Source organism: Solibacillus sp. iso_87, from assembly GCF_056173085.1.
This window is the reverse complement of record NZ_CM149656.1, coordinates 321,151-342,618: the sequence shown is the minus strand read 5'-3', so window position 1 is coordinate 342,618 and position 21,468 is coordinate 321,151. Positions and strand designations below refer to the sequence as shown.

The 21,468-nt window shown below is 40.5% G+C and carries 21 protein-coding genes; 3 read left to right on the top strand and 18 right to left on the bottom strand.

The genetic code is table 11. The features are described from left to right. Positions 1-57: 57 nt before the first annotated feature. Genes AC0VXV_RS01715 through AC0VXV_RS01685 form a run of 7 tightly spaced genes read right to left on the bottom strand, consistent with a single transcriptional unit; the run spans position 58 to position 6,717 of the window. On the bottom strand, positions 58-660 hold the full coding sequence (locus tag AC0VXV_RS01715; protein ID WP_475530076.1) for a malonate decarboxylase holo-ACP synthase: 603 nt from the start codon (positions 658-660) through the stop codon (positions 58-60). Then, entirely contained in the window at positions 651-2,339 is a 1,689-nt protein-coding gene (locus tag AC0VXV_RS01710) for a biotin-independent malonate decarboxylase subunit beta (protein WP_475530075.1), read from the bottom strand. The genes AC0VXV_RS01715 and AC0VXV_RS01710 overlap by 10 nt, the downstream gene beginning before the upstream one ends. Further along, positions 2,332-2,628 carry a malonate decarboxylase subunit delta gene (locus AC0VXV_RS01705; protein WP_079523867.1) on the bottom strand — a complete coding sequence of 99 codons (297 nt, stop codon included), beginning with the start codon at positions 2,626-2,628 and terminating at the stop codon, positions 2,332-2,334. The genes AC0VXV_RS01710 and AC0VXV_RS01705 overlap by 8 nt, the downstream gene beginning before the upstream one ends. Continuing rightward, entirely contained in the window at positions 2,582-3,451 is an 870-nt protein-coding gene (locus AC0VXV_RS01700) for a triphosphoribosyl-dephospho-CoA synthase (protein WP_475530074.1), read from the bottom strand. The genes AC0VXV_RS01705 and AC0VXV_RS01700 overlap by 47 nt, the downstream gene beginning before the upstream one ends. Positions 3,452-3,463: 12 nt before the next feature. After that, positions 3,464-5,113: a malonate decarboxylase subunit alpha gene (mdcA, locus tag AC0VXV_RS01695; protein ID WP_475530073.1), complete on the bottom strand. Its 1,650-nt coding sequence runs from the start codon at positions 5,111-5,113 to the stop codon at positions 3,464-3,466. A gap of 2 nt (positions 5,114-5,115) precedes the next feature. Then, positions 5,116-6,042, bottom strand: a complete 927-nt coding sequence (locus AC0VXV_RS01690; protein WP_475530072.1) for an ACP S-malonyltransferase — start codon at positions 6,040-6,042, stop codon at positions 5,116-5,118. Positions 6,043-6,066: 24 nt separating this feature from the next. Then, positions 6,067-6,717 carry a GntR family transcriptional regulator gene (locus AC0VXV_RS01685; RefSeq protein ID WP_475530071.1) on the bottom strand — a complete coding sequence of 217 codons (651 nt, stop codon included), beginning with the start codon at positions 6,715-6,717 and terminating at the stop codon, positions 6,067-6,069. A gap of 193 nt (positions 6,718-6,910) precedes the next feature. On the opposite strand from AC0VXV_RS01685, the gene madL reads away from it, so the two are divergent. The 3 genes from madL (at position 6,911) to AC0VXV_RS01670 (ending at position 9,293) form a co-directional block, all read left to right on the top strand. Then, positions 6,911-7,318 carry a malonate transporter subunit MadL gene (madL, locus tag AC0VXV_RS01680; protein ID WP_475530070.1) on the top strand — a complete coding sequence of 136 codons (408 nt, stop codon included), beginning with the start codon at positions 6,911-6,913 and terminating at the stop codon, positions 7,316-7,318. A 1-nt stretch (position 7,319) separates the two neighbouring features. After that, positions 7,320-8,081, top strand: coding sequence for a malonate transporter subunit MadM (gene madM, locus AC0VXV_RS01675; RefSeq protein WP_475530069.1), 762 nt, complete (start codon positions 7,320-7,322; stop codon positions 8,079-8,081). A gap of 273 nt (positions 8,082-8,354) precedes the next feature. Then, positions 8,355-9,293, top strand: coding sequence for a carbohydrate kinase family protein (locus tag AC0VXV_RS01670; RefSeq protein WP_475530068.1), 939 nt, complete (start codon positions 8,355-8,357; stop codon positions 9,291-9,293). Between the two features lie 51 nt (positions 9,294-9,344). Here the strand turns inward: AC0VXV_RS01670 and AC0VXV_RS01665 are convergent, their stop codons facing one another. From AC0VXV_RS01665 to AC0VXV_RS01615, 11 genes are all read right to left on the bottom strand, one after another. Then, positions 9,345-10,718, bottom strand: coding sequence for a sensor histidine kinase (locus tag AC0VXV_RS01665; RefSeq protein WP_475530067.1), 1,374 nt, complete (start codon positions 10,716-10,718; stop codon positions 9,345-9,347). Then, complete coding sequence (locus AC0VXV_RS01660) at positions 10,715-11,383, bottom strand: response regulator (protein WP_475530066.1); 669 nt, start codon at positions 11,381-11,383, stop codon at positions 10,715-10,717. Before AC0VXV_RS01660 ends, AC0VXV_RS01665 begins: the two co-directional genes overlap by 4 nt. A 104-nt stretch (positions 11,384-11,487) precedes the next feature. Beyond that, positions 11,488-13,590 carry an MMPL family transporter gene (locus AC0VXV_RS01655; RefSeq protein ID WP_475530065.1) on the bottom strand — a complete coding sequence of 701 codons (2,103 nt, stop codon included), beginning with the start codon at positions 13,588-13,590 and terminating at the stop codon, positions 11,488-11,490. Between the two features lie 146 nt (positions 13,591-13,736). Then, a complete protein-coding gene (locus AC0VXV_RS01650; RefSeq protein WP_475530064.1) occupies positions 13,737-15,212 on the bottom strand; it encodes a class I adenylate-forming enzyme family protein in 1,476 nt (491 codons plus the stop codon). Positions 15,213-15,227: 15 nt separating this feature from the next. Further along, on the bottom strand, positions 15,228-15,959 hold the full coding sequence (gene fabG / locus AC0VXV_RS01645) for a 3-oxoacyl-ACP reductase FabG (protein ID WP_475530063.1): 732 nt from the start codon (positions 15,957-15,959) through the stop codon (positions 15,228-15,230). Positions 15,960-15,976: 17 nt separating this feature from the next. Further along, positions 15,977-16,876 (bottom strand): intracellular short-chain-length polyhydroxyalkanoate depolymerase, encoded by a 900-nt coding sequence (phaZ, locus tag AC0VXV_RS01640; protein ID WP_475530062.1) that lies wholly within the window; start codon positions 16,874-16,876, stop codon positions 15,977-15,979. 1 nt (position 16,877) lies between these two features. Beyond that, positions 16,878-17,882 (bottom strand): 3-oxoacyl-ACP synthase, encoded by a 1,005-nt coding sequence (locus AC0VXV_RS01635; RefSeq protein ID WP_475530061.1) that lies wholly within the window; start codon positions 17,880-17,882, stop codon positions 16,878-16,880. Then, positions 17,879-18,904 (bottom strand): branched-chain amino acid ABC transporter permease, encoded by a 1,026-nt coding sequence (locus AC0VXV_RS01630; RefSeq protein WP_475530060.1) that lies wholly within the window; start codon positions 18,902-18,904, stop codon positions 17,879-17,881. The genes AC0VXV_RS01635 and AC0VXV_RS01630 overlap by 4 nt, the downstream gene beginning before the upstream one ends. Positions 18,905-18,908: 4 nt before the next feature. Next, the gene (locus tag AC0VXV_RS01625; protein ID WP_475530059.1) at positions 18,909-19,772 is read right to left on the bottom strand and encodes a branched-chain amino acid ABC transporter permease; all 864 of its coding nucleotides are present in this window, start codon (positions 19,770-19,772) and stop codon (positions 18,909-18,911) included. Between the two features lie 13 nt (positions 19,773-19,785). Continuing rightward, positions 19,786-20,493 carry an ABC transporter ATP-binding protein gene (locus AC0VXV_RS01620; protein ID WP_475530058.1) on the bottom strand — a complete coding sequence of 236 codons (708 nt, stop codon included), beginning with the start codon at positions 20,491-20,493 and terminating at the stop codon, positions 19,786-19,788. Then, positions 20,486-21,244, bottom strand: coding sequence for an ABC transporter ATP-binding protein (locus AC0VXV_RS01615; protein WP_475531381.1), 759 nt, complete (start codon positions 21,242-21,244; stop codon positions 20,486-20,488). Before AC0VXV_RS01615 ends, AC0VXV_RS01620 begins: the two co-directional genes overlap by 8 nt. Between the last annotated feature and the right edge of the window lie 224 nt (positions 21,245-21,468).

Below are 21,468 nucleotides of genomic sequence, written 5' to 3'. Positions count from 1 at the left end.
AAAACCTCATTAAATAATCACTCGTTATTTAATGAGGAAAAAGATGTTATCATTATCCTATACCTTATTGTATAATGAATCTTTTTCAAGCAGGATCGGGCCCGTACTTGTTCTTACGATAAATGAAGCATGTTCTAAATAATCAGCTAAAACAACGGCCCCAACACCTAAAATCTCCACTTGGACATCAACACGGTGAGGACTATTTTTCAACTGTGAAAGAATAGGCTTCAACTGATCAAGCTCCTGTAGCTTTTTACAGTACAATATAATATCAATATCACTGTTTTCATGGCAGACGTTGATTCCAGTTCCCATTGAAAAACCAATACTTCCGCCAAACCCCCATTTAAAACCATCCAATACCTTTTCAATACAAGTAAGTGATTGGACATGCGTCTCAGGATATGAATTTGCCAGAACATCAAACGGCCGAATTACATGTTTAATGTTAGATATCGTTGTAAACGCTGCAAATCGTTTAGACCGATTATCCCCTCGAAAGCCTATCGCAACTTTCCCATCCTCTACCTTCATACGTCTCACAACAGCAATGCCTTGAGCCATTTCATCCTCATTCATCCAATCAGGATAATCACCGAAGTACTCGATTTGATCCATGGACTTTAAATACACTAAATCATGTACAGTTAGTTCCATTGTTGCGTTATTTTTTCACGTACAGCAATCGATGCTTTACGACCATTTTCAATCGCTACTTTTGATTGAATTCGATTTGCTAACGTTCTATCTCCAGACTGAATTATATCTTCTTTTGCCGTTGCAATAGAATGAAGTACTTTTTGAACTTGTTCATTAGATGGTCCGTCTGCGTTAATACCGTCGATCAACTCATGTAATGCGCCAAGCGTTTGGAATGAATGGACATCATACGCCATCGATGGAACAGACTTTGCGAATTCGTCCAGCTCTTCAACAGTACGCATTGTAACAAGCGCTGCCGACTTTTTGGACATTACATGTACTTGCACTTCTGGGTCATCAAGCGAAATAATACGGTTACCTTGCATGCCGTGTGCTAAGAATGCTCCTGAAATTGCTTTACCTACAACACATGTAACGATCGGATGTCCGCTTTGACGCGCAAATGCATACGCTTCAACACTTGCTGCACAAGCTAAATAAATACCTAACAATTCTTCGTGATAGCCGAATGCCTGACCCGGAACATCGACAATAGGAACAATTAATCTCTTGTCCGCTGAATCCTTATCTTCTTCAATTGCCTGTCGAACATATTTTGCAACAGTCCACGCTTCCTGCAGACCAAACTCCCCGTTACGGGCACGGTAAAATTTACTTTCACTGTTTGGCACTACAGCAATAAAACGGGCTTTCTCTCCATTTAATTCGGCATCTGCCACTAAAATAGATGGTGTTTCCGAAATCGATGGTGCATTATTTGTAAATGCATTAAACCATGTACGGCCTCTGCTCGGATTCTCTCCGTTTGCAACCTTTAATTCAGCAACTGCCAATTCAGATCGGTCGCTTAAAATTTCCTGTGCTTCATCAGGGTTGATCTTTTCCTCAAACTGCAAATGATTCAACATATTTAAAAACGTCTCGTATTCTGATGTTCTTTGTTTGAAGCTGTTTTTTGCCCATAAATCTTCCAGCGTATCTAAGTAGTTTACGACATCATCTTCAACGATAGCATCCACTAAGTTTGAATTGTAGCGCATTGATCCACCAATCATTTTCCATATAAACGGCTTTTGTTTTGCATTTAGCTCTTGGATACCCGCTTCCTGCTGAACTACTTCAGGGCCATTCATGCCAAGTCGCCCTTCTCGTGTCATGATTAAAGCGGAACAAAGACCAGCTGTTAATGACATCCCTCCGAAAGAACCGACTTTCCCCGGAATAATGCCGATTACCGGTACATATCTTTTCAAAGCCACAATCGCAGAACTAATTTCAGCAATCGAAAGAAGTCCGTAGTTCGCTTCTTGCAGACGAACGCCGCCTGTATCGTAAATGATGACCGGATAAATCAGTTCCCCTGCTTCACACGACGCAAATGCACGCTCTAAAGCACCTGCAAATTTTGCTCCTGAAACTTCACCAATTCCTCCGCCTTGGAAACTTCCTTCTATTGAAATAACTAATGAACGACGACCTCGAATTTTTCCTTGCATTATAATCATTCCGTCATCACTTTGTGGCACGATATTTTGCGCTTCTAAATGAGGTGATTCAAAAAAGTCGAAAGGACCTAATATTTCATGTGCTGTTCCTTCATCTAATAGTAAAAGTGCACGTTCTCTTGCTTTACTTTCTACGATACTTACAGGTAATGTAATAGAATTATTCACCGAAAACCACCTCCGCTGCCTGTGCAAGTCGTATCGATACGACACCTGGTGTTGCACCAAAATCATTAATTTTAATTGAAGCCAATATATCCTGCTGAGAAACAAAACGCTCCACTACTTTTTGCCAAGTTTCCGCATAACCCGTGATTCCTGTACGAACTTCTACTTTTGTTTCCGAACCTTCGATTGGCTGGATCAGTATTTCTAAATCCCCCGATCCTACAACCCCGATATGTGCTTGCTTAGTAACCGGACGATTTGCCTGAAATGTGTAATTCAACTTTTCCATGCTGTGCACCCCTTTTCAGTTTATCTGACATATTAATTACGAATAATGTGGCCGCCAACAAATCAGCCGATCCCCCTGGAGATAACCAATTCTTAATATACAATTGATCTAATTTCTTCATATTTGAGATTGAAAAGTTTGTTAGCAGTTTATTCGCTTCCTGTTTCGCAAAATCCAATCCCTCTAGACCGCCTCGATGAAGTAAACAAGTGTCATTTAAATTTGCGATCAATACTAGTAATGTAGTAAGTTTCGCATCTCTTAGCGACATCTTTTGAGCCGCCTGTAAAAATGCTGGCAAACTATACTTTTGAATATGGGGAAACGCCTGCTGCGCTTCTTCTCTGGCACCTGGAATCCCATAATTCTCTTTTACTTTGATCCCGTTCGTTTTGGACTTCGGAATATATTGATCCGGAAGATTGGCCAGTTCTGCAGCATCATTAAATACTTGTGGAAAGAGTACCTTGCCCTGTCTTCTTGCAATTGCGGAACAAAGTAAACCAATCGACCAGATTGCCCCTTTATGCGTATTACTATTTTCAGTAACCGCAAACATTTCCTTTTCACCATTCCGTCCAATTGCACCAAATTGTTCCCTTATTTTTACGGTTGGCTGTCGGTTGAAACTCAGCATTGCCATTTGATAAAACGTATTGTGCAATGAATGTGCTGAATTCTGCATTTTTGTTAAAGATAAATCATGATGTGCACCATTATTTTCTGTATCTACTAAACCTGGCTTTGGTGTTAATTGAACTTCTTCGATTAATGCTGCAACAGCCTCATCAGCAATCCGTTTACAAATTACATGCTGTTTCATCCCTTCAGCTCCTTACCAACTTTTGAATTTCGATGGTGGCTCATATAAACCGCCAGACCATTGAACAAGCTCATCAATATTTTTTGCTGCCAACAATGAACGATTCGCTTCACCGCGTAAAATATTTAAGTCTTCCGGCATTGCCACTAAACCGCGCTCGCGAAGTGATTTTGTGCGCTTCACATCATTTTCCATCCCTAGCGGTGTTACCCCTGCAATCGAAGCAATCATTTCTCTTCGTTCTGCAGGACTATCTGTTTTATACAGGTAGGCAATCCCTTCTTCTGTCACAACATGTGTAACGTCTTCCGCATAAATCATGACCGGTGCAACTGCCAAATTCGCCTGTTTCTTTACATCAATTGCATCTAAACGTTCAACAAAGACTGGTGTGTTGGCATCCTGGAATGTTTCAGCTACTTGTACAACTAGCTTTTTCCCGCGAGCTAATTCATCCTGACTTGTCATCATGTTATACCAAGCTTCTGTTGAGTGACGGCGACCGCCCGGATCATGTCCCATATTCGGTGCCCCACCATAACCTGCAACGCGCCCTTTTGTTACCGTCGATGAATTGCCGTATGCATCCATTTGCAAAGTCGATCCGATAAATAAGTCAACCGCATACTGACCTGCAAGCTGTGCCAACGTACGATTTGAACGAAGACTGCCATCTTTACCTGTAAAGAAAATATCGCGACGTGCTTGCACATATTTTTCCATCCCTAATTCACCGCCAAAACAGTGGACACTTTCTACCCAGCCTGTTTCAATCGCCGGAATTAGTGTAGGGTGCGGATTGAGAACCCAGTTTTTGCATATTTTCCCCTTCAGGCCTAATTGCTCACCATATGAAGGTAATAGCAGCTCGATTGCAGCCGTATTAAAACCAATCCCATGATTTAATGATTGAACACCATGTTTTTCATAAATACCGCGAATACACATCATCGCCTGCAAGATTTGAATATCTGTAATATGGCGCGGGTCACGTGTAAATAAAGGCTCGAGCTCATACGGTTCATCTGCTTCAACGATGAAATCGACCCAAGAACCCGGAATATCGACACGCGGCAGTTCATCCACAATTTCATTTACTTGAGCAATTACAATTCCATCACGGAAAGCTGCTGCTTCTACAATTGTTGGTGTTTCTTCCGTATTTGGTCCTGTATATAAGTTTCCGAAACGGTCTGCTTTATCTGCTGCAACTAATGCAACATTTGGAATTAAATCGATAAACAGTCTTCCATAAAGCTCCACATATGTGTGCAGATCCCCTAAAATCAATCGGCCATCTTCAATCATCTGTGCAATACGTAAACTTTGTGGTCCAGCAAAACTTAAGTCGATTTTCTTGGCAATACCTTCCTCAAAAATATCTAAATGTTCCGGACGCGACACACTGGACATAATCATATGTAAATCATGTACACGGTCTGGATCTACCTTTACAAGAGCTTGAGATAAAAATGATGCCTGCTTTTGATTGTTTCCTTCAAGAACAACCCGATCCCCCGGTTTAATAAGCAACTCAAGTACATCTACAATTTTCTCTGTAGGAATTGTTACACCATTTACTAGATGCTCCACTTCCGCCAATCTCTTTTTCTTCCCTTCCAATCTTGTTGACCAAGAACGCTGCTGTTGAATTAATACCATATTTACACCCCTTCATTTTTTGCTAAATATAGACAATCATTAAATCCGTTCTTTTCCACACTATAGCTATCCGCCTCTGGAAACGCATTTTTGGCAAGTTTTTTTAACACATCCCCTGGCGACATTTCAATAAATTGACGAACACCGTTTTCAAATAAAATCGAAGTTGCATCATGCCATCTGACAGGTAAAGCAATACTTTCAGCCAAATCTTGAACGACACGGGAAGGCTGGCGAAGTACCCGTGCATTTCGATTTGAAATTAATGGGAATCTAGGTCTTTGGAGCTTTATGTTCTCCATCTCCTTTGCCAATCGATCCTGAACCGGTAAAAACAATGGACAATGGGATGGTGTTGAAACATTCAGCATCTTTGCTGAACTTGCCCCTTTTCCCGCCACGTAGTCCAATACCTTTTGCATTGCTTCTTTATGACCCGATAAAGTCAATTGCTGCGGTGCATTACGATTAGATACATAGACCGGTTTTCCATCCGTATGAAATTTCTGTGTTATTTCTATAAGGACTGATTCAGGCAATCCTACAACAACCGCCATTCCATACGCCTCATCCTGTAAAGATTCCATCAGTTCCCCACGAAGTGAAACTAAATGCAGGGCATCTTTAAATGTTAGTACTTCGCTCGTCACCGCGGCGGCAAATGCACCTACCGAGTGACCTGCCAAATAGTCTGGTTTTGATCCTTCATTTAGAAAGGCGCGGGCTGTTGCAACACCGGCTGCCAGCATTGTAATCTGGACGTTTTTTGTGCTTTTTAATTTTTCTGCTGTTGCAATGAGCTTAATATCTGTTTTTAAAACATCTGAAGCTTCATCCAAAGTTTCTTTAATAGTTGGGTGCGTAGGAAGTGACTCTAAAAACCCGCCATATTGCGAACCTTGCCCTGGAAAAAGCCATGCCTGTTTCATCGTTAACTTCCCCCTCCCTTAGCTTTATAACTGCTTATTCCGCACACTGAAAATTACATCCTCTGTATGCTTTCTTAAAATGGATTTCAGCTGTTCCAAGTCATCATTCTTTAAGCATTCGTAAATACTTGTATGCTCTATAATCGATTTTTCGATAATTTCGTTATTGGAAAAATGGATTACTTGAATTCGAAGTAATGGCAGCGCTATTTTACTGTACATTTCATTTAGCACCGGACTATTGCTTAATTTAAATATAAGAAAATGAAATTGATAATTTAAGTGCGTATATTCTGTATAGCTTTTCGTTTTCGTCATCTTAGTTAAGACGGCTTTCATTTCTTTCAGTGTGCCTTTTTCTTTACTAGGATTTTCTAAACGTTCGGCTGCCAGCATTTCCAAATGATTTCGCACATCCAATAAATCTTTCATATCATCCAATGTGTAGCCCTTAATGAATGCCCCTTTTCGTGGAACACGCTCAATAATTCCTTCTGTCGCTAATAAATAAATTGCTTCTCTTACAGGAGAACGGCTCGTTTCATACTGTTCTGCGTATATCGATTCCACCACTTGATCTCCCGGTCTTAACTCACCATTCAATACTTGTTCGAGCAAGTTATTGGCGATTCTAATCGATAAGGCATTGTCTAATGCTCTTTCAAAATAATTCAATTAAACCTTCTCCTTCTATAAGAACTTGGTCGACTGTATACAATTTATAATATATCTTTAAAACGTAAATTTCAATCGTATTATCTACTTTTCTCTAAAAAAAATAATATTTTTCTTGATTATGTATATATTATTGTTTATTCTATATTCAGAATACAGTCGACTGTTATAAACAATATAAAGGGGTGGAATTATGGTTATATATGGTGTTGCCATTTTAGCTGGGTGTTTCTTATTTGGAATGTTTTGTGGTGAATTGATCGGCGCTTTAATGGGGATTGATTCGAATGTGGGTGGCGTAGGTATTGCGATGTTATTATTAATCGTAGTCGTTGATAAATTACAGAAGAATGGGAAAATCAGTATGCCTGCTCAAAGTGGCTTAGCTTTCTGGAATGCAATGTATATCCCAATCGTAATTGCAATGGCAGCGAGTCAAAATGTATTAGGTGCATTAACTGGAGGTCCTCTAGCAATCATTGCAGGAATTGCAGTTGTTCTTATTAGTTGGTTAGTTGTTCCATTGTTGAGCGGGAAAAAGGCGAAGGAAGCTGCCATTGAGTTCAATAAAAATCACCCAGTAACAGGGGAGGCGAACTAATATGTGGGAAGCACTCAAAACAGCATTAGAATCTAATGGTTTAATCACGGGATTCGTCATTGTCGGTATTACAATGTATGTCGCATACTTGATTTCAAATAAATTAACGAAGGGGCTTATTCATGGCTCGGCTATTGCGATCGTTCTCGGATTAGTATTGGCTTATTTCGGCGGCGTTTACAGTGAAGGTACAAAGGGGTTAGCTGATATCTCGTTGTTCGCAGGTATCGGTCTTTTAGGTGGCAGTATGCTTCGTGACTTTGCCATTGTTGCTACATCATTCGGAGCAAACTTTGACGAAATTAAAAAAGCAGGTATTCGCGGAATTTCATCACTCTTTATCGGTGTTGGATTATCGTTTGTAGTTGGTATTATTTTTGCGCTTATTTTTGGTTATACAGATGCCGTAAGTATTGCTACAATCGGTGCCGGCACGGTCACTTATATTGTTGGTCCAGTAACGGGCGCTGCATTAGGTGCAAGTTCGGAAGTTATTGCAATTAGTATTGCAGCCGGGTTAGTAAAATCGGTATTAGTAATGGTAGGTACACCATTTATTGCCCGATTCATTGGTTTAAACAATCCATTAACTGCAATGGTTTACGGTGGTTTAATGGGAACTACTTCCGGTGTTACGGGAGGATTAGCTGCAACGGATGTACGATTGGTCCCGTATGGCGCCGTTACAGCTACTTTCTACACAGGATTAGGCTGCTTACTTTGCCCTACCCTGTTATTCATCTTAACAGATATGATTTGGTAAGTTAATAATTCATTCTCCATATATAAGGTGCAATTTCATATTTTCAAAAAGGGGACACATTTTTCTCTATAACATTCCCCCAGAATTTTATAAGATAAATCCACCTTCCGGAAATTGAACTTGCAATTAAATGAATAGTAGATAAAACGTGAGGACATTTCCGTATCTCACGTTTTTTTTTGTGCTTTTTATTAACTCATAGGTTAAATATTTTTAATTCTATTAATTTTATGCCAATATTTAGTGAAACACATAAATTTGGAGGAAACGGTAATGAAAAAAACTCTTTGTATTGGCGAATTGCTCATCGATTTTTTTACAACTCATACGGAAGTATCCATTATAGAAGCAAAATCGTTCGAAAAGCAGGCAGGCGGTGCTCCGGCAAATGTAGCAGCAACTATCGCGATTCTTGGAGGACAGGCTTATTTTTGCGGAAAAGTGGGTGCCGATGCATTTGGACACTTTTTAAAGCAAACGTTGGAACAAGCCGGTGTTCATACAGATCAATTGATAATGGATCCGTCTGCACCGACTACTTTGGCCTTTGTTTCAAGACAGAAAGATGGTGAGCGGGATTTTATCTTTAATCGTGGTGCCGACGAATTGCTCAGTATTGAAGATTTGGAACTGCAACAGCTCATGACAATGGATATGATTCATTTCGGCTCTGCCACTGCCCTTTTGAGCGAACCTTTCAGTAAAACGTACGAACAGTTAATGCAAACTTTGCACCTGCAAAACTATTTTATTTCATTTGACCCAAACTACCGTGCAGACTTATGGAAGGGTGATTCCGATTTATTTATTCATAAATGCGAACCTTTCATTGAAGCAGCAAATTTCATAAAGATGAGCGATGATGAACTGTTATTATTCGCAAGGACAGAAAACTTCGAACAGGCAATCGAATGGCTGACACAGTTTAATGAAAAGACAATCGCGATTACACAAGGCGCTTCTGGTACAATGCTTATCCAAGACGGGCAAATTACAACCGTTCCGGCATTTCCCGTAAACTCCATCGATACAACCGGTGCAGGTGATGCTTTTGTCGGTGCCGTTTTGTATCAATTAAGTAAATACGAAGACACAAATCTCTCGTTTAATGAATGGGTAACCGTTATTGAATTTGCCAACCGTTCTGCATCAAAAGTATGCGAAAAAGTCGGTGCAATCGAAGCCCTTTCTTCATTAAAAGAACTTCAGTAATAAAACGGGCGCGTTAAAAGTTCCACTCTCTTTTAACGCGCCCTTCTTCTATTATTGGATATTTAAAACAACTGTCACTTTAGTTCCCATCCCAAGCTCGCTTTCAATAATAAACTGTCCCGCATGCCGGTTAACAATTTCTGTTACAATCGCCAAACCTAACCCACTGCTTTGACTAGAGCGTGAAGGATCTACCCGGTAAAATCGTTCTTTCACCTTTTCAAGCGCTTCTTCAGGAATACCGATCCCGTTATCTTTTATCGTTACAAAAATCTGATTGTCCTTTTTACTGCATGTAACTATAATTTTCCCTTTATCCTCGCTGTAGCGAATGGCATTTGACAGCAAATTATCCCAAACTTGCTCCATTAGCTGCTCATCTGCAAAAACTTCAACCTGTTCCAGCTCGTATACAAGCTCCATTTGCTGATCGTCCAGTTTCCATCGCTTTGAAAATAGCCGTTCTTTCAACTGTTTATCTAACGAATAGGTCTTTTTTTGAACCGGTAAATTCTTCTGGTCAAGCGAGCTTAGTAAAAGCAATTGCTTTGTTAATGCGGAAAGACGCTTCGTTTCCTGCTCAATAATCTCCAAATATTGCACACGTTCTTCTTCCGTATTGTCGGCATCCTTCAGTACATTTGCATAGCCTTGAATGTTGAGCAAAGGCGATTGAAAGTCGTGCGATACATTATTGATGAAGTCTTTCTTAATCTGGTCATTTTCTGCGAGACGGTTGGCCATCTTTTGAAACTGTGTTGCAAGCTGCCCTAGCTCATCATTACGATCAATCGTTAATTGAATATCATAATTTTCAAGAGCGATTTGATTTGTGGCCTGCTGCAATTGTTTTAATGGTCTTACAAGCTGACGGGCAAGTAAAATCATCGTCGATAAAATAACGACAGCTGTAATAATAATGAAGCTAACGATCAATAAATGCATTTCAGAAAAGAGTGTGGCATTTTCCTGGCGAATAAAAAAAGCATAGCTTTCATCATTAAGTTGAAACGACACACCGATTGTATTTCGAATATCATTCGCGAAATGATTCATAAAGTATGAAGATCCGTTATAATCGCGAATGCCGTGATACACTTCATCCGTACCGACGATGCCTAACATCTCAGGCTTGAGGTTTGATTTTTTAAATGCACTTCCATATGAAGTTAAACTACCATCAGGATAAATAACCCCTATTTGGTAGCCCAGTTTTGCAATGGACTCAAAGTAGGCATCCACGCTTTCTTTAGGCATTGATTTTAAAATTTGCTGTACTTCCTGGGCTACCCCATAATTTTTGGCATCTGTATCAGGTCGTATTTGCGATTTATAAATTTGTCCGATTAACAGCATCGACATCGTAATGCTTATAATGATTACAGCCAATGTCACGACAATATATTGCCTGTATAATGTTTTCATTTCAATTCCTCTATTTTATAGCCGATTCCGCGTACGGTTTGAATTTTCACCTGTGCATTCACTTCTTCCAAACGGCTGCGCAGGCGCTTAATATGTGTTGTCAGTGTAAAATCATCCCCGTCATAATCATAGCCCCATACTTGTTCCATCAGCTGGTCTCGCGTAAATACGACTTCCGGTCTTGAACATAAAATACCTAATAGCTCAAATTCTTTTAAAGGAAGTAATGATACTTGCTCCCCTACTTTTACTTCAAACGTTTGCCGGTCAATGAGCATATTGGCAATCTTTATTTGACTTCGTTCAACTTTTTGAAAGCGTCGTAAAATCGCGCGCACTCTAAACAGCAGTTCTTTCGGTTCAAATGGCTTCACCATATAGTCATCTGCCCCTGCCAAAAATCCTTTTTCTTTATCATCAAGTGTTGTTTTGGCAGTTAGCATCAATACAGGTACACCGATTTCAGCAAGATTTTTCGTCAAGCTTATGCCATCCATTTTCGGCATCATAACATCAACAATTGCCAAATCGACTGGCTCCTGCTGCAATAAATTTAACGCTTCCATGCCATCACTCGCAAACAGCGCTTCGAACCCTTCTTTTTTCAAATGGATGCCGATTAATTTCCGTATAAATGCATCATCATCTACAACTAATATCCGCATTGAATCACCGCCTTTAATAATTGAAGTTCTATTTCGTGTATATTTACTCTCATTCTATCCATAAAAAGAGACATCGAATTACTCGATGTCCCTTCATCTAACCATTACTTCTTGTCTTTTTCAAATGTTAATATCAACATCGGTAATAACATACCACGTACTAGGAATGTATCAATAAGAATACCAACTGCAACGATAAAGCCGAATACGAATAGATCGGCAATCGGCATTGTCATTAATGCCGCGAAAGTTGCTGCGAGTATTATGCCTGCTGACGAAATAACGCCGCCTGTATTACGGATAGCAATTTCGAGCGCCTGTTTCACTGTTGTACGTTTACGCTCTTCAAGGAATCGTGACACTAAAATAATGTTGTAGTCAATGCCTAGTGCAACTAAGAAAACGAATGCGTAGACAGGCACACGTGTACTGATCGCATCATAGCCGAATAATACATCAACAAGGAAGACGCCCAGCCCTAATGCAGATAAATAGGAAACTAAAATTGTTGCCATCATGTAAATCGGCATTTTCCAAGACTTCGTAAGGACAAATAATAGTACTAAAATTAAAATCGTTTCTAAAATAACAATTTTAATAATATCATCGTTGTTTACATCGCGTTCATCCAGCAGTTTAGCTGTTGTTCCCGCAAAGTGCAGCTCGCCTGCGATACCTGATGCCGCTAAATAATCGGCACTGTTTTCACGCATTTCCTCAAGCTTTTCAACAGCTTCAGGTGAATATGGATTTAAATCAAATGCCATTGATAATTTTAGTTTCGTTTCATCTTCCGATACAGCGGATGGACGAACTGAAGCAATTTTATCTTCTGCTGACAATGCTTCGGTTAAGTCTTGCTTTTGTTGTTCAGTTAACGCCTGCTCACTTTCAACTAATAGTGAAGTTGGTGCAAGTTCCCCTTTGTCAAAGCGCGACTCAACGATTTCATAGCCGACACGTGATGGCAGTTCTTCCGGGAAAGATTTTACCATATCAAATTCGTATTCTAAATTGAACACATTCAATGAAGTAATTACCATGATGATCAGAACAACCCCACCGGATAAATACGGTTTGTTTACTACAAACTTGGCAATTGCTCCCCAAACACCGTGTTTTACTTCTTTTGTTTCACCGAATTTCGGCACTTTCGGCCAGAATGCTTTACGGCCAAATAATGAGAATAACGCCGGTACTAATGTAATTGACCCTAACATAATAACAAATACTGCTGTACCAAATATTGGTGCGAAGTTTTGGTAGTCACGGAAATCGGCGAAGAATAGTACAAGCATTGCCGCCAACACTGTGCCGCCTGCAAAGAATACTGGCTCACCTGTTGAACGCATTGCATATTTCATCGCTTCATATTTGTTTTCGTAATGATTCAGTTCTTCACGGTAGCGCGAGAATACGAATAACGAATAATCGATTACAGCCGCGAATAATAAAATACTCATAATTGATGTTGTCTGGTTATTAATTTCCAAACCACCTGCGCCAAGCAGAGCGACTGTCTGATTCACTACTTGATAAACAATAACCGTTGCCAGTAAAGGAATAATCGCTAAAAGTGGTGAACGGTAAATAATGATTAATAATACTAAAATAATCCCGATTGTCGCGAATAGCAGCTTTAAGTCTGCTTGTTCAAACAGTTTTACTGTATCGCCGGCAATTCCCGCAGGCCCAGTAATGTAAAATTGTGTATCTCCTGTTTTTTCAGCTGCTTTATTTCCGATTTCAGATGCAAAATCGTTAATTTCCGCATATGCCGAATTTCCAAGACCTTGCTCAAGCGTCATTGGCACGATCATAGTCGTTTTATCTTCCGACGCGAATCCTGCTAAAGCTTGTGGCGGCAAGTTCGAAATGTCAACAATCTGGTCAACACCTTCAATATTTTCCGCAATCATTGCATTTAAAATTTCTTTTACGCTTTCGACGTTAATTTCCCCGTTCTCATTATGGAAAACCAATATACCTGGTGTTCCTTCATCATTCGGGAAGTATTCGCTTAATTTATTTTCAGCGATAATTGACTGTGCATCATCCGGCAGTGATTGGAAGTTTGTCACTTTATATTCACTTAGCATTGGACCGGCGCTTAAGGCAATCATCAACACTAGCCAGACAATAAGTGTAATCCAGGCACCGCGTTTTGTTGATACCCAATCTGTAATTGGATTTAATAACTTGTTCATCGATATCCTCCTTTTTAACACCTCTGCATTATAAAGGAGCTATATGAACTTTATATAAACTTTCCGGTAAATCAAATCAATAAAAAAGACCAAAATGTCTACTTTCCAACATTTTGGTCCTTTAACTATCGGGCACATATTTTCTATTAAGTTATTAATACATAATTCATTAATTGCTTTTTATCAATTTTACCAACGACAGTTTTAGGAAGTTCCTCAAGAAAGTAAATTCGCTTCGGTACTTTGTAATTGGCGAGGTGTTCTTTACAGTACTTTAAAAGCTCCGATTGAAGTTGTTCGGAGGGATATTCAGAAATTACAAACGCCACAACACATTCACCCCATTTGTCATTTGGAATACCAATAACGGATACTTCCTGCACCACTTCATGGGCGATTAAACATTGTTCGACTTCTTGAGGGTACACATTTTCTCCGCCCGTTATAATCATTTCTTTTTTCCGACCGACAATGTAATAATCACCGTCTTCATCAAATTTCGCCAAGTCGCCTGTCTTTAACCAGCCATCCTCAAATGTTTCGTTCGTTGCCTCTTCATTTTTCCAGTAGTATGAAAAAACATGGCTGCCTTTTAAGCAAAGTTCGCCAACTTCTCCTTCTGAACATAGCTGACCTTCTTTATTAATAATTTTTACTTCGTTGAATAGCATACTTTTTCCGATAGCACCTTTTTTATTCATTGCTACTTCTGCATCGATGGAAAAGTTATTCGGACCTGCTTCAGTTAACCCGTACCCTTCTTTAAAAAACAGCCCTCTTTTTTGAAAACAATCATATATAGGCTTCGGACATGGTGCGCCTCCCGATAAAAAAAACTTCACTGTCGGAAAACTGGACTGTTTAAAATACTCAGTTTCAATAATCGACTGATACATCGTCGGTACAAACAATGAGACTGTCGTGTTAAATTCATTAATGGCCCGAACTGCTCTTTCCGGATCAAATTTCTGGCCGATTACTACTGTCCCTCCTGCCATTAGAATCGGCAATGCTAGTGCATTAATTCCTCCTGTATGAAAAAGGGGCATATAATTCAGTGTGCGGTCTTTATCGTTTAACCCCCAGCTAATGACGGTATTCATCGCATTCGTAGTGACAGCTTCATTTGATAGGACAACACCTTTTGGTTTACCGGTCGTCCCCCCGGTGTAAATCATCATCCACGGAAGCTGAGGTTCATCACGCCACTTATATGTAGTAGGCTCAACTAATTCAGAGCTACCGCATGTTAAAATTTTGGCTGGCGATAGCTGCATTGCGCGTACACAATGCGTATCATCCGTGATTAATAAAGCGGGTGTGCAATCGGATAAAACCACCTGTAATTCGGATATAGATAATTTTGTATTCAACGGAACATAGATCAATTCGTTTAAGCGACAAGCAATTAAAATGGCAAAGCTTTCAATTGAATTTCCCATCAACGTTACGACACGATCTCCCCGCTGTAACTGCTGTTTGGAAAAAGTGCTGCTCCACCCATTCGCATGCTGCATCAGCTCTTTATATGTCCACGTCTCACCTGTTTCTATTTGAATTAAAGCCGTTTTATCCGGTGTTTGGCCCGCTCGTTTCGCAATCCAAAAGTCCAGCTGTTGCATTAGCCATCCCACCTTTTACATCATAATGCCGCCATCAACTTGCAGAACATGACCTGTAATATAACTCGCTTCATCCGATGCTAAAAATAAATAAGCATTTGCGATATCTTCCGGTTTCCCTAATCGTTGCAAACTTGTAATACCCTCCATTTGCTGGAGCACTTTTTCCGGCATTTTTTCGACCATTGGCGTTGCGGTAAATCCAGGAGCAACAGCATTTACATTAATTCCTTTACGACCAAGCTCCTTTGCCCATGTTTTTGTCATACCGATTATTGCCGCTTTTGTTGCGGCATAGTTTGTTTGACCAAAATTACCGTATACACCACTTACCGATGAAGTACTGATAATTTTCCCCGACCCTTGTGCGATCATATGAGGAGCTACTGCTTGTGTGCAGTAGTAAACACCATTCAAGTTAATTTGAATGACCTTTTCAAAATCTTCCTCGCTCATTTTTACAAGCGTTGCATCACGGGTAATCCCTGCATTGTTTATTAAAATATCGATTTTGCCGAAACGATCAACAACCTGTTCAACCATTTCCTTTATGTCAGCCAGTTTCGATACATCAACTGCAAAGAAAGCGACATTTTCCCCCAGCTCTGCTCCAATTTTTTCGCCTTGTTGTTTGTCATAGTCTATGATAGCTACTTTTGCGCCTTCTTCCAAAAAACGCTTTACCGCTGCAAGGCCAATACCGCCCGCACCACCTGTAATAATTGCTACTTTATTTTCTAAACGCATATAGCCCCGACCCCCTTTTAAGATAAGATAAACTCCTCAATTGCCTCTTTTGTTTCATCCAAACAATCGACTAGCGGTGAGTGTCCGCAGTTTGCCAGTTTCATGATTTGAGCCCGGCCTTCAAAATCCTCGATAATTTCATTTGTCATTGCCCCATTCACTACAAAATCGCGGTCGCCGTATAAAACAAATGTCGGAATGCGAATATCCTTCACTTGATTCGTTCCCTTTGCGACTTCATTATCGACTGCACTTATATTGAATGTATTTAATGCATGGTACACATCCGCCAAATTACGCTGTGTCAGCATGTCATCCACATATTGTTCATAGCGCGCTTCTTCTGGCTGTTTCTGCGTATAGATTGCACTGTTCCATACAAACTTCAGGCCATCGCGATTTTTCATGTCATACATTTGCTGTATCGGTATCGTTTTAAAGGGATCCTGCTCAATTTGCTCGATTGTCGCCAAGCGCTTTGTAAGATCCGGTGTACCGTCCGCATTTGAACGATAAAATGGATAACCTCGTGTTGAACCGGAAGCAAATAATACGAGCTTTTTACTGTAGTCCGGGTAATCTGCACAAAACTGCATCGCCACATTACCGCCTGTCGACCAGCCAATGATCGTAAAGTCCTTTAACTCAAGCGCATCAACGAAAAGCTTAATATCTTCGCTGAAATCTTTGATCGATGTAATCCGTTTATTGTACGTGGATTCACCAAAGCCGCGCATATCCACCGCATAAATTGTGAATCGCTCATCCATTGATTCCATCAGTAAATCCCAATGCTTCGAACTCGTCATATTGCCATGAACTAATAGAACAAGTTCATCGCCGCCTTCTCGCTTCCGATATGATAAAGTTTCACCATTTGATAATTCCACTTTTGCTAAAACGTCCAGCTTATTCATATTAAGCCCCCCACTTTACTGTAATAGCACCCCATGCGTAGCCTATACCTGCACTCACTAATGAAACAATTTGCCCTTCCTGCAGATTCCCTTCCTTACGCGCGAGGCAAAGAGATAAAATCTGATCGATTTGCCCGATATGCCCGTAATGCGATAAATAAATCGAATTCTCTTCTGATAAATTGAGCTCTTTTAATACATAGTCATGTGCAGACTTTTTCATATGGAGCATCGCAACATAATGTAAATTATTTTCGCTATATCCACTTTTCTGCAGCGATTGGCGAATTACCTTTAAAAAATTGCTTAATGATTTCTGCTCCAAACGAAGCTTCATGCCTTCAGGATCGAGAACATCCAATATATAGCGGCCTTCCTGTATATGGTCAACCGTTAGCGGTTCCTTTGTACCCCCTACCGGAACAACGACATCTTCCGAAAATGAACCGTCTGTAATGAGCGCAGCTTCCAGTACTTCGTGTCCGCCTGCATTTTCCTGTAAAATCATCGCACCTGCACCTGCGCCTAAATTAAACATAAAACGTGTCCGCTCATTTTCGTAATCGACAAAATCATGATTGCGATAACCTCCAGCCAGCAGCACTGTCTTAACTGAATCATCTGCCAGCATTAAGCTTTTCGCTACTTTCATTGCCATAATTGCCGTACCGCAACGAAGCTGGACATCAAAAGCCCAAGCGTTCACCGCCCCGATTTCTTCCTGAATTTTAATGGCAGCCGTCCATAACGGGTATTCTTTATGCTCTTCCCCGATATAAATGACGACATCAATATCTTTTGCATCCACTTGTGCTTCGGAAATCGCTTCCTTCGCCGCTTTTACACTCATTTCAACCGGGTGGTCATTTGGACCAGCAACCACTTTTTCAATAATGCCCATTTTTGTTTCAACGACAGTTGCCGGGATATTTGCCTTCTTCGCAATTTGGGCACCGGTCATTCTTCCTTCAGGTAAATACATTCCTAATCCTGTTATTCCGATCATCGCTGTATCTCCTTTTCACGAAGCTTTACAGATGCCTTTGTTTTTTGCCCATTTTTCATCTTCCACTCATGGTAGCGCATTGAAACTGTACCTACGATGCCTCGTGGGAAGAATATTACAGCTAAAATGTACAGAATACCGAAGAAAATAATCCATCGTTCAAAAATAGGATAGTCTCTTGCAAGACCTGATAAATAATGCTGGGCAAATTCAATGACACCTGCCCCGATGATCGGTCCGATTAGCGTTCCAACTCCACCGATGATCGTCATCATCAGTGCATCAAGTGTAATGTCCATCGTCAGAACACTCGTATTGACAAAGCGCAACGATATCGCGTAAAGCGAACCTGCTAAACTTGCAACAGCACCCGCAATAACAGAAGCGATGATTTTATAGCCTAACGTTTTAAACCCGAGCGATCGTGTACGTTGCTCGTTTTCACGAATCGCAACAAGCACTTTTCCGAATGGTGATGCAACAATTCGTTTCAGTAAAATGAAAATGACAACGAGGCAAATGAGCACTAAAAAGTAAAAATACAGTCGTTCACGAAACAGTTCCGGTGCACGGAATGTAAATCCGTCATTTCCTTTCGTTACCGTACGCCACTTTTCCGCAAGCACTAAAAACAACCCTGAAATCGCTAGCGTAAACATTGCATAAAAGTGACTTTTCAAACGAAGCGTCAATGCGCCGCTTATTACACTAATAATTGCGGATAGCACGATACCTACTACAATTGAAGCTGCGAATATACCGATTGAGGGACCTAAATCGCTCAGCATAATTGCTGTCGTATACGCACCGATCCCGAAAAACATCGCATGACCGAATGAAATAATGCCCGTGTAACCTAGTAAAATATCGTAACTCATCGCGAGTATTGCAAAAATACAAAACTGCGTTAATAAAATCGTCATCGTTCGAGAATCCAGTACAAACGGTAATACGGCCATGATTCCTACTACGACTGCAAACACTAAATTCATTTTCGATAAAATTAATGGCTGTTTTAACATAGAATCACCCCTTCGCAACTGTGAATAAACCTTGTGGACGGAAAATCAGGACACTTGCCATTAAAATCATATTGACCGCAACTGATAGAAACGGCACATAATACGCCATAAAGCTTCCGGCAAGCCCTACTAAAATCGCTGCCATTAATGAACCTTGGAAACTTCCCATTCCACCGATTACTACAACGATAAATCCTAAAATCGCATATTCCATTCCCATTTCCGCATAAACAACCCCTGAATACGGAGCCATCAGCATTCCGCCCAATGCCGCCAATGCCGCACCGCACATAAAGACAATTAAAAATACGCGCTTAATGTTAATACCTATTGCCTGTGTCATTTCACGGTTCATAACACCAGCCCGAACGACCAATCCGATTTTCGTACGATTTAAAATGAAATACAGAGCACCGAATAAAGCAAAACCTACAACGATAATAAAAATACGGTATTTAATAATCGTTAAATCACCAATTTGCCAGCTGCCTGCCAAATAAGAAGGAACTTTAACAGGTACACCGTTTGGACCGAAAACTACTTTGATCATTTCCTGCAGCACGAGCATGAACCCGAGCGTAATTAAAATCTGCTGTACGTGATTTCCGTAAACCGGCTTTATAATAAGCTTTTCCGTAATAAATCCAAGAACTAGACCAGTGAGAATCGCGACAACAATTCCGACTATAAAACTGTTGCTCCATAAATATGTGAACACCCCTGTATAGGCACCCCATACGAACAGTCCGCCGTGGGCAAAGTTCAGCACATCCATTAACCCGAATATAAGCGTCAATCCGGCTGCCAGTAAGAAAATAAGCATTCCTGTCGCTAGTCCATTTATCGTTAAACTGATTATTAGTTCCATCCGCTTCCCCTCCTTATCCGATTCCTAAATATTTACGCTTAAGCTGCTCGTCTTCGATTAAACTGTGCATTTCCCCTGATTGCACAGTCCGCCCGTCATCGATTAATGTGAATGTATCGCCGATTTTACTCGCCATCATAAAGTTCTGTTCGACAAGTACGATCGATGTATGCTTTTTCATTTCAGTAATAGCTTCCATTACTTTCTCAATAACAATTGGTGCAAGGCCTTTGGATGGTTCATCGATTAAAAGCAGCTTGCTGTCATTGACAAAAGCCCTTGCCATCGCAAGCATTTGCTTTTGACCACCCGATAAATTGCCACCTTGCTTTTTCCAGAACTTTTTCAAATCCGGGAATAACTCTAAAATGTACGCTTGCTTTTGCATTGTTGCGTCCGTTTCTTTTCGGATTGCCACTTTCATGTTTTCCTCTACTGTAAGCTGTCCGAAAATACCCTGATCTTCGGGCACATAGCCAATACCACTATTCGCAATATCATAAGGCGTCATTTTCGTAATATCTTTCCCGTCGAAATGAATCACCCCTTTTGATGCCGGCGTTAATCCCATAATCGTGCGAAGTGTCGTCGTTTTCCCTGCACCATTCCGCCCCAGTAAAACTGACACTTCTCCCGCTTTTGCTTCAAAATTGATGCCTTGCAAAATATGATATTGTGAAATAAATGTCTCCACACGCTCCAGCGTTAAAATATTACTCATATGCAAGGCCTCCTAAATACGCTTGTTGTACCGTTTCATTGTTCATAATTTCCTCAGGTGACCCATCGGCTAACAGCGCACCGTTAAATAGCACCATAATCGAGTCGGACAAATCGATAATCATATCCATTTTGTGTTCAATCAATAAAATCGTTTTATCGCCGCGATCCTTAATCGAACGAATCACATCCAATATTGCAGGTACTTCCTCCAATGACATGCCCGCTGTCGGCTCATCCAATAGTAAAATTTCAGTATCAAGTGCCAGTAACATTCCGATTTCAAGCTTTCTTTTTTCACCGTGTGAAAGATGATTCGCCACTTGTTGCATTTTGTCTGTTAATAGCACTTGTTCCAAAATTTCAACCGCTTCATTTGTAATCTCTTTATATTTCAAAAAGTGATTGAGCATATGGAAGCGCACTTTTCGTTTCGATTGCACAGCAAGGCGCACATTTTCCAGCACCGTTAAATTCGGGAATACATTTGTAATCTGAAATGACCTTCCAATTCCTAATCGCGTCCGGTCCACCGATGACTTTTTTTGAAGCGATTGTCCTTTAAAGAACACATCTCCTTCAGTCGGCTCCAGCTCGCCGCTAATTAAATTGAAGAATGTTGTTTTCCCCGCACCATTTGGCCCAATAATGGATTTAAAATGCTTTGCTGTCATTTCAAAATTAATGCTGTCTACCGCTTTATGCTCGCCGAATTTAATCGATAAATTGTTCGTCTTTAAAATCGGTTCCATCATCTCACCCTCTCTTAGTTGATTTCCATTACGGGTCGGACGCTTTCCGCGGGCATGGCCTTACACGAGCGTCTCAGGCGTCGGTGCTCCTGACGCTACGCTTTCGTCGCAAAATAAATTTTGCTGTTCCCGCTGGAGTCGCCTCCCCTCCATTCCAATCAACTCATTTACATAAACCATTCCATTTCGTATAAACTCCATGGAAACCCTTATAACAAAAGGCT

What these genes read in the sequence shown, in the direction of transcription:
- mdcA (WP_475530073.1), bottom strand. Translation starts at nt 5,113, where the DNA reads ATGGTATTAATTCAACAGCAGCGTTCTTGGTCAACAAGATTGGAAGGG.
- madL (WP_475530070.1), top strand. Translation starts at nt 6,911, where the DNA reads ATGGTTATATATGGTGTTGCCATTTTAGCTGGGTGTTTCTTATTTGGA.
- AC0VXV_RS01690 (WP_475530072.1), bottom strand. Translation starts at nt 6,042, where the DNA reads ATGAAACAGGCATGGCTTTTTCCAGGGCAAGGTTCGCAATATGGCGGG.
- AC0VXV_RS01650 (WP_475530064.1), bottom strand. Translation starts at nt 15,212, where the DNA reads ATGCAACAGCTGGACTTTTGGATTGCGAAACGAGCGGGCCAAACACCG.
- AC0VXV_RS01630 (WP_475530060.1), bottom strand. Translation starts at nt 18,904, where the DNA reads ATGTTAAAACAGCCATTAATTTTATCGAAAATGAATTTAGTGTTTGCA.
- AC0VXV_RS01625 (WP_475530059.1), bottom strand. Translation starts at nt 19,772, where the DNA reads ATGGAACTAATAATCAGTTTAACGATAAATGGACTAGCGACAGGAATG.
- AC0VXV_RS01655 (WP_475530065.1), bottom strand. Translation starts at nt 13,590, where the DNA reads ATGAACAAGTTATTAAATCCAATTACAGATTGGGTATCAACAAAACGC.
- AC0VXV_RS01620 (WP_475530058.1), bottom strand. Translation starts at nt 20,493, where the DNA reads ATGAGTAATATTTTAACGCTGGAGCGTGTGGAGACATTTATTTCACAA.
- madM (WP_475530069.1), top strand. Translation starts at nt 7,320, where the DNA reads ATGTGGGAAGCACTCAAAACAGCATTAGAATCTAATGGTTTAATCACG.
- AC0VXV_RS01635 (WP_475530061.1), bottom strand. Translation starts at nt 17,882, where the DNA reads ATGATCGGAATAACAGGATTAGGAATGTATTTACCTGAAGGAAGAATG.
- AC0VXV_RS01660 (WP_475530066.1), bottom strand. Translation starts at nt 11,383, where the DNA reads ATGCGGATATTAGTTGTAGATGATGATGCATTTATACGGAAATTAATC.
- AC0VXV_RS01615 (WP_475531381.1), bottom strand. Translation starts at nt 21,244, where the DNA reads ATGGAACCGATTTTAAAGACGAACAATTTATCGATTAAATTCGGCGAG.
- fabG (WP_475530063.1), bottom strand. Translation starts at nt 15,959, where the DNA reads ATGCGTTTAGAAAATAAAGTAGCAATTATTACAGGTGGTGCGGGCGGT.
- AC0VXV_RS01715 (WP_475530076.1), bottom strand. Translation starts at nt 660, where the DNA reads ATGGAACTAACTGTACATGATTTAGTGTATTTAAAGTCCATGGATCAA.
- AC0VXV_RS01665 (WP_475530067.1), bottom strand. Translation starts at nt 10,718, where the DNA reads ATGAAAACATTATACAGGCAATATATTGTCGTGACATTGGCTGTAATC.
- AC0VXV_RS01705 (WP_079523867.1), bottom strand. Translation starts at nt 2,628, where the DNA reads ATGGAAAAGTTGAATTACACATTTCAGGCAAATCGTCCGGTTACTAAG.
- AC0VXV_RS01670 (WP_475530068.1), top strand. Translation starts at nt 8,355, where the DNA reads ATGAAAAAAACTCTTTGTATTGGCGAATTGCTCATCGATTTTTTTACA.
- phaZ (WP_475530062.1), bottom strand. Translation starts at nt 16,876, where the DNA reads ATGAATAAGCTGGACGTTTTAGCAAAAGTGGAATTATCAAATGGTGAA.
- AC0VXV_RS01700 (WP_475530074.1), bottom strand. Translation starts at nt 3,451, where the DNA reads ATGAAACAGCATGTAATTTGTAAACGGATTGCTGATGAGGCTGTTGCA.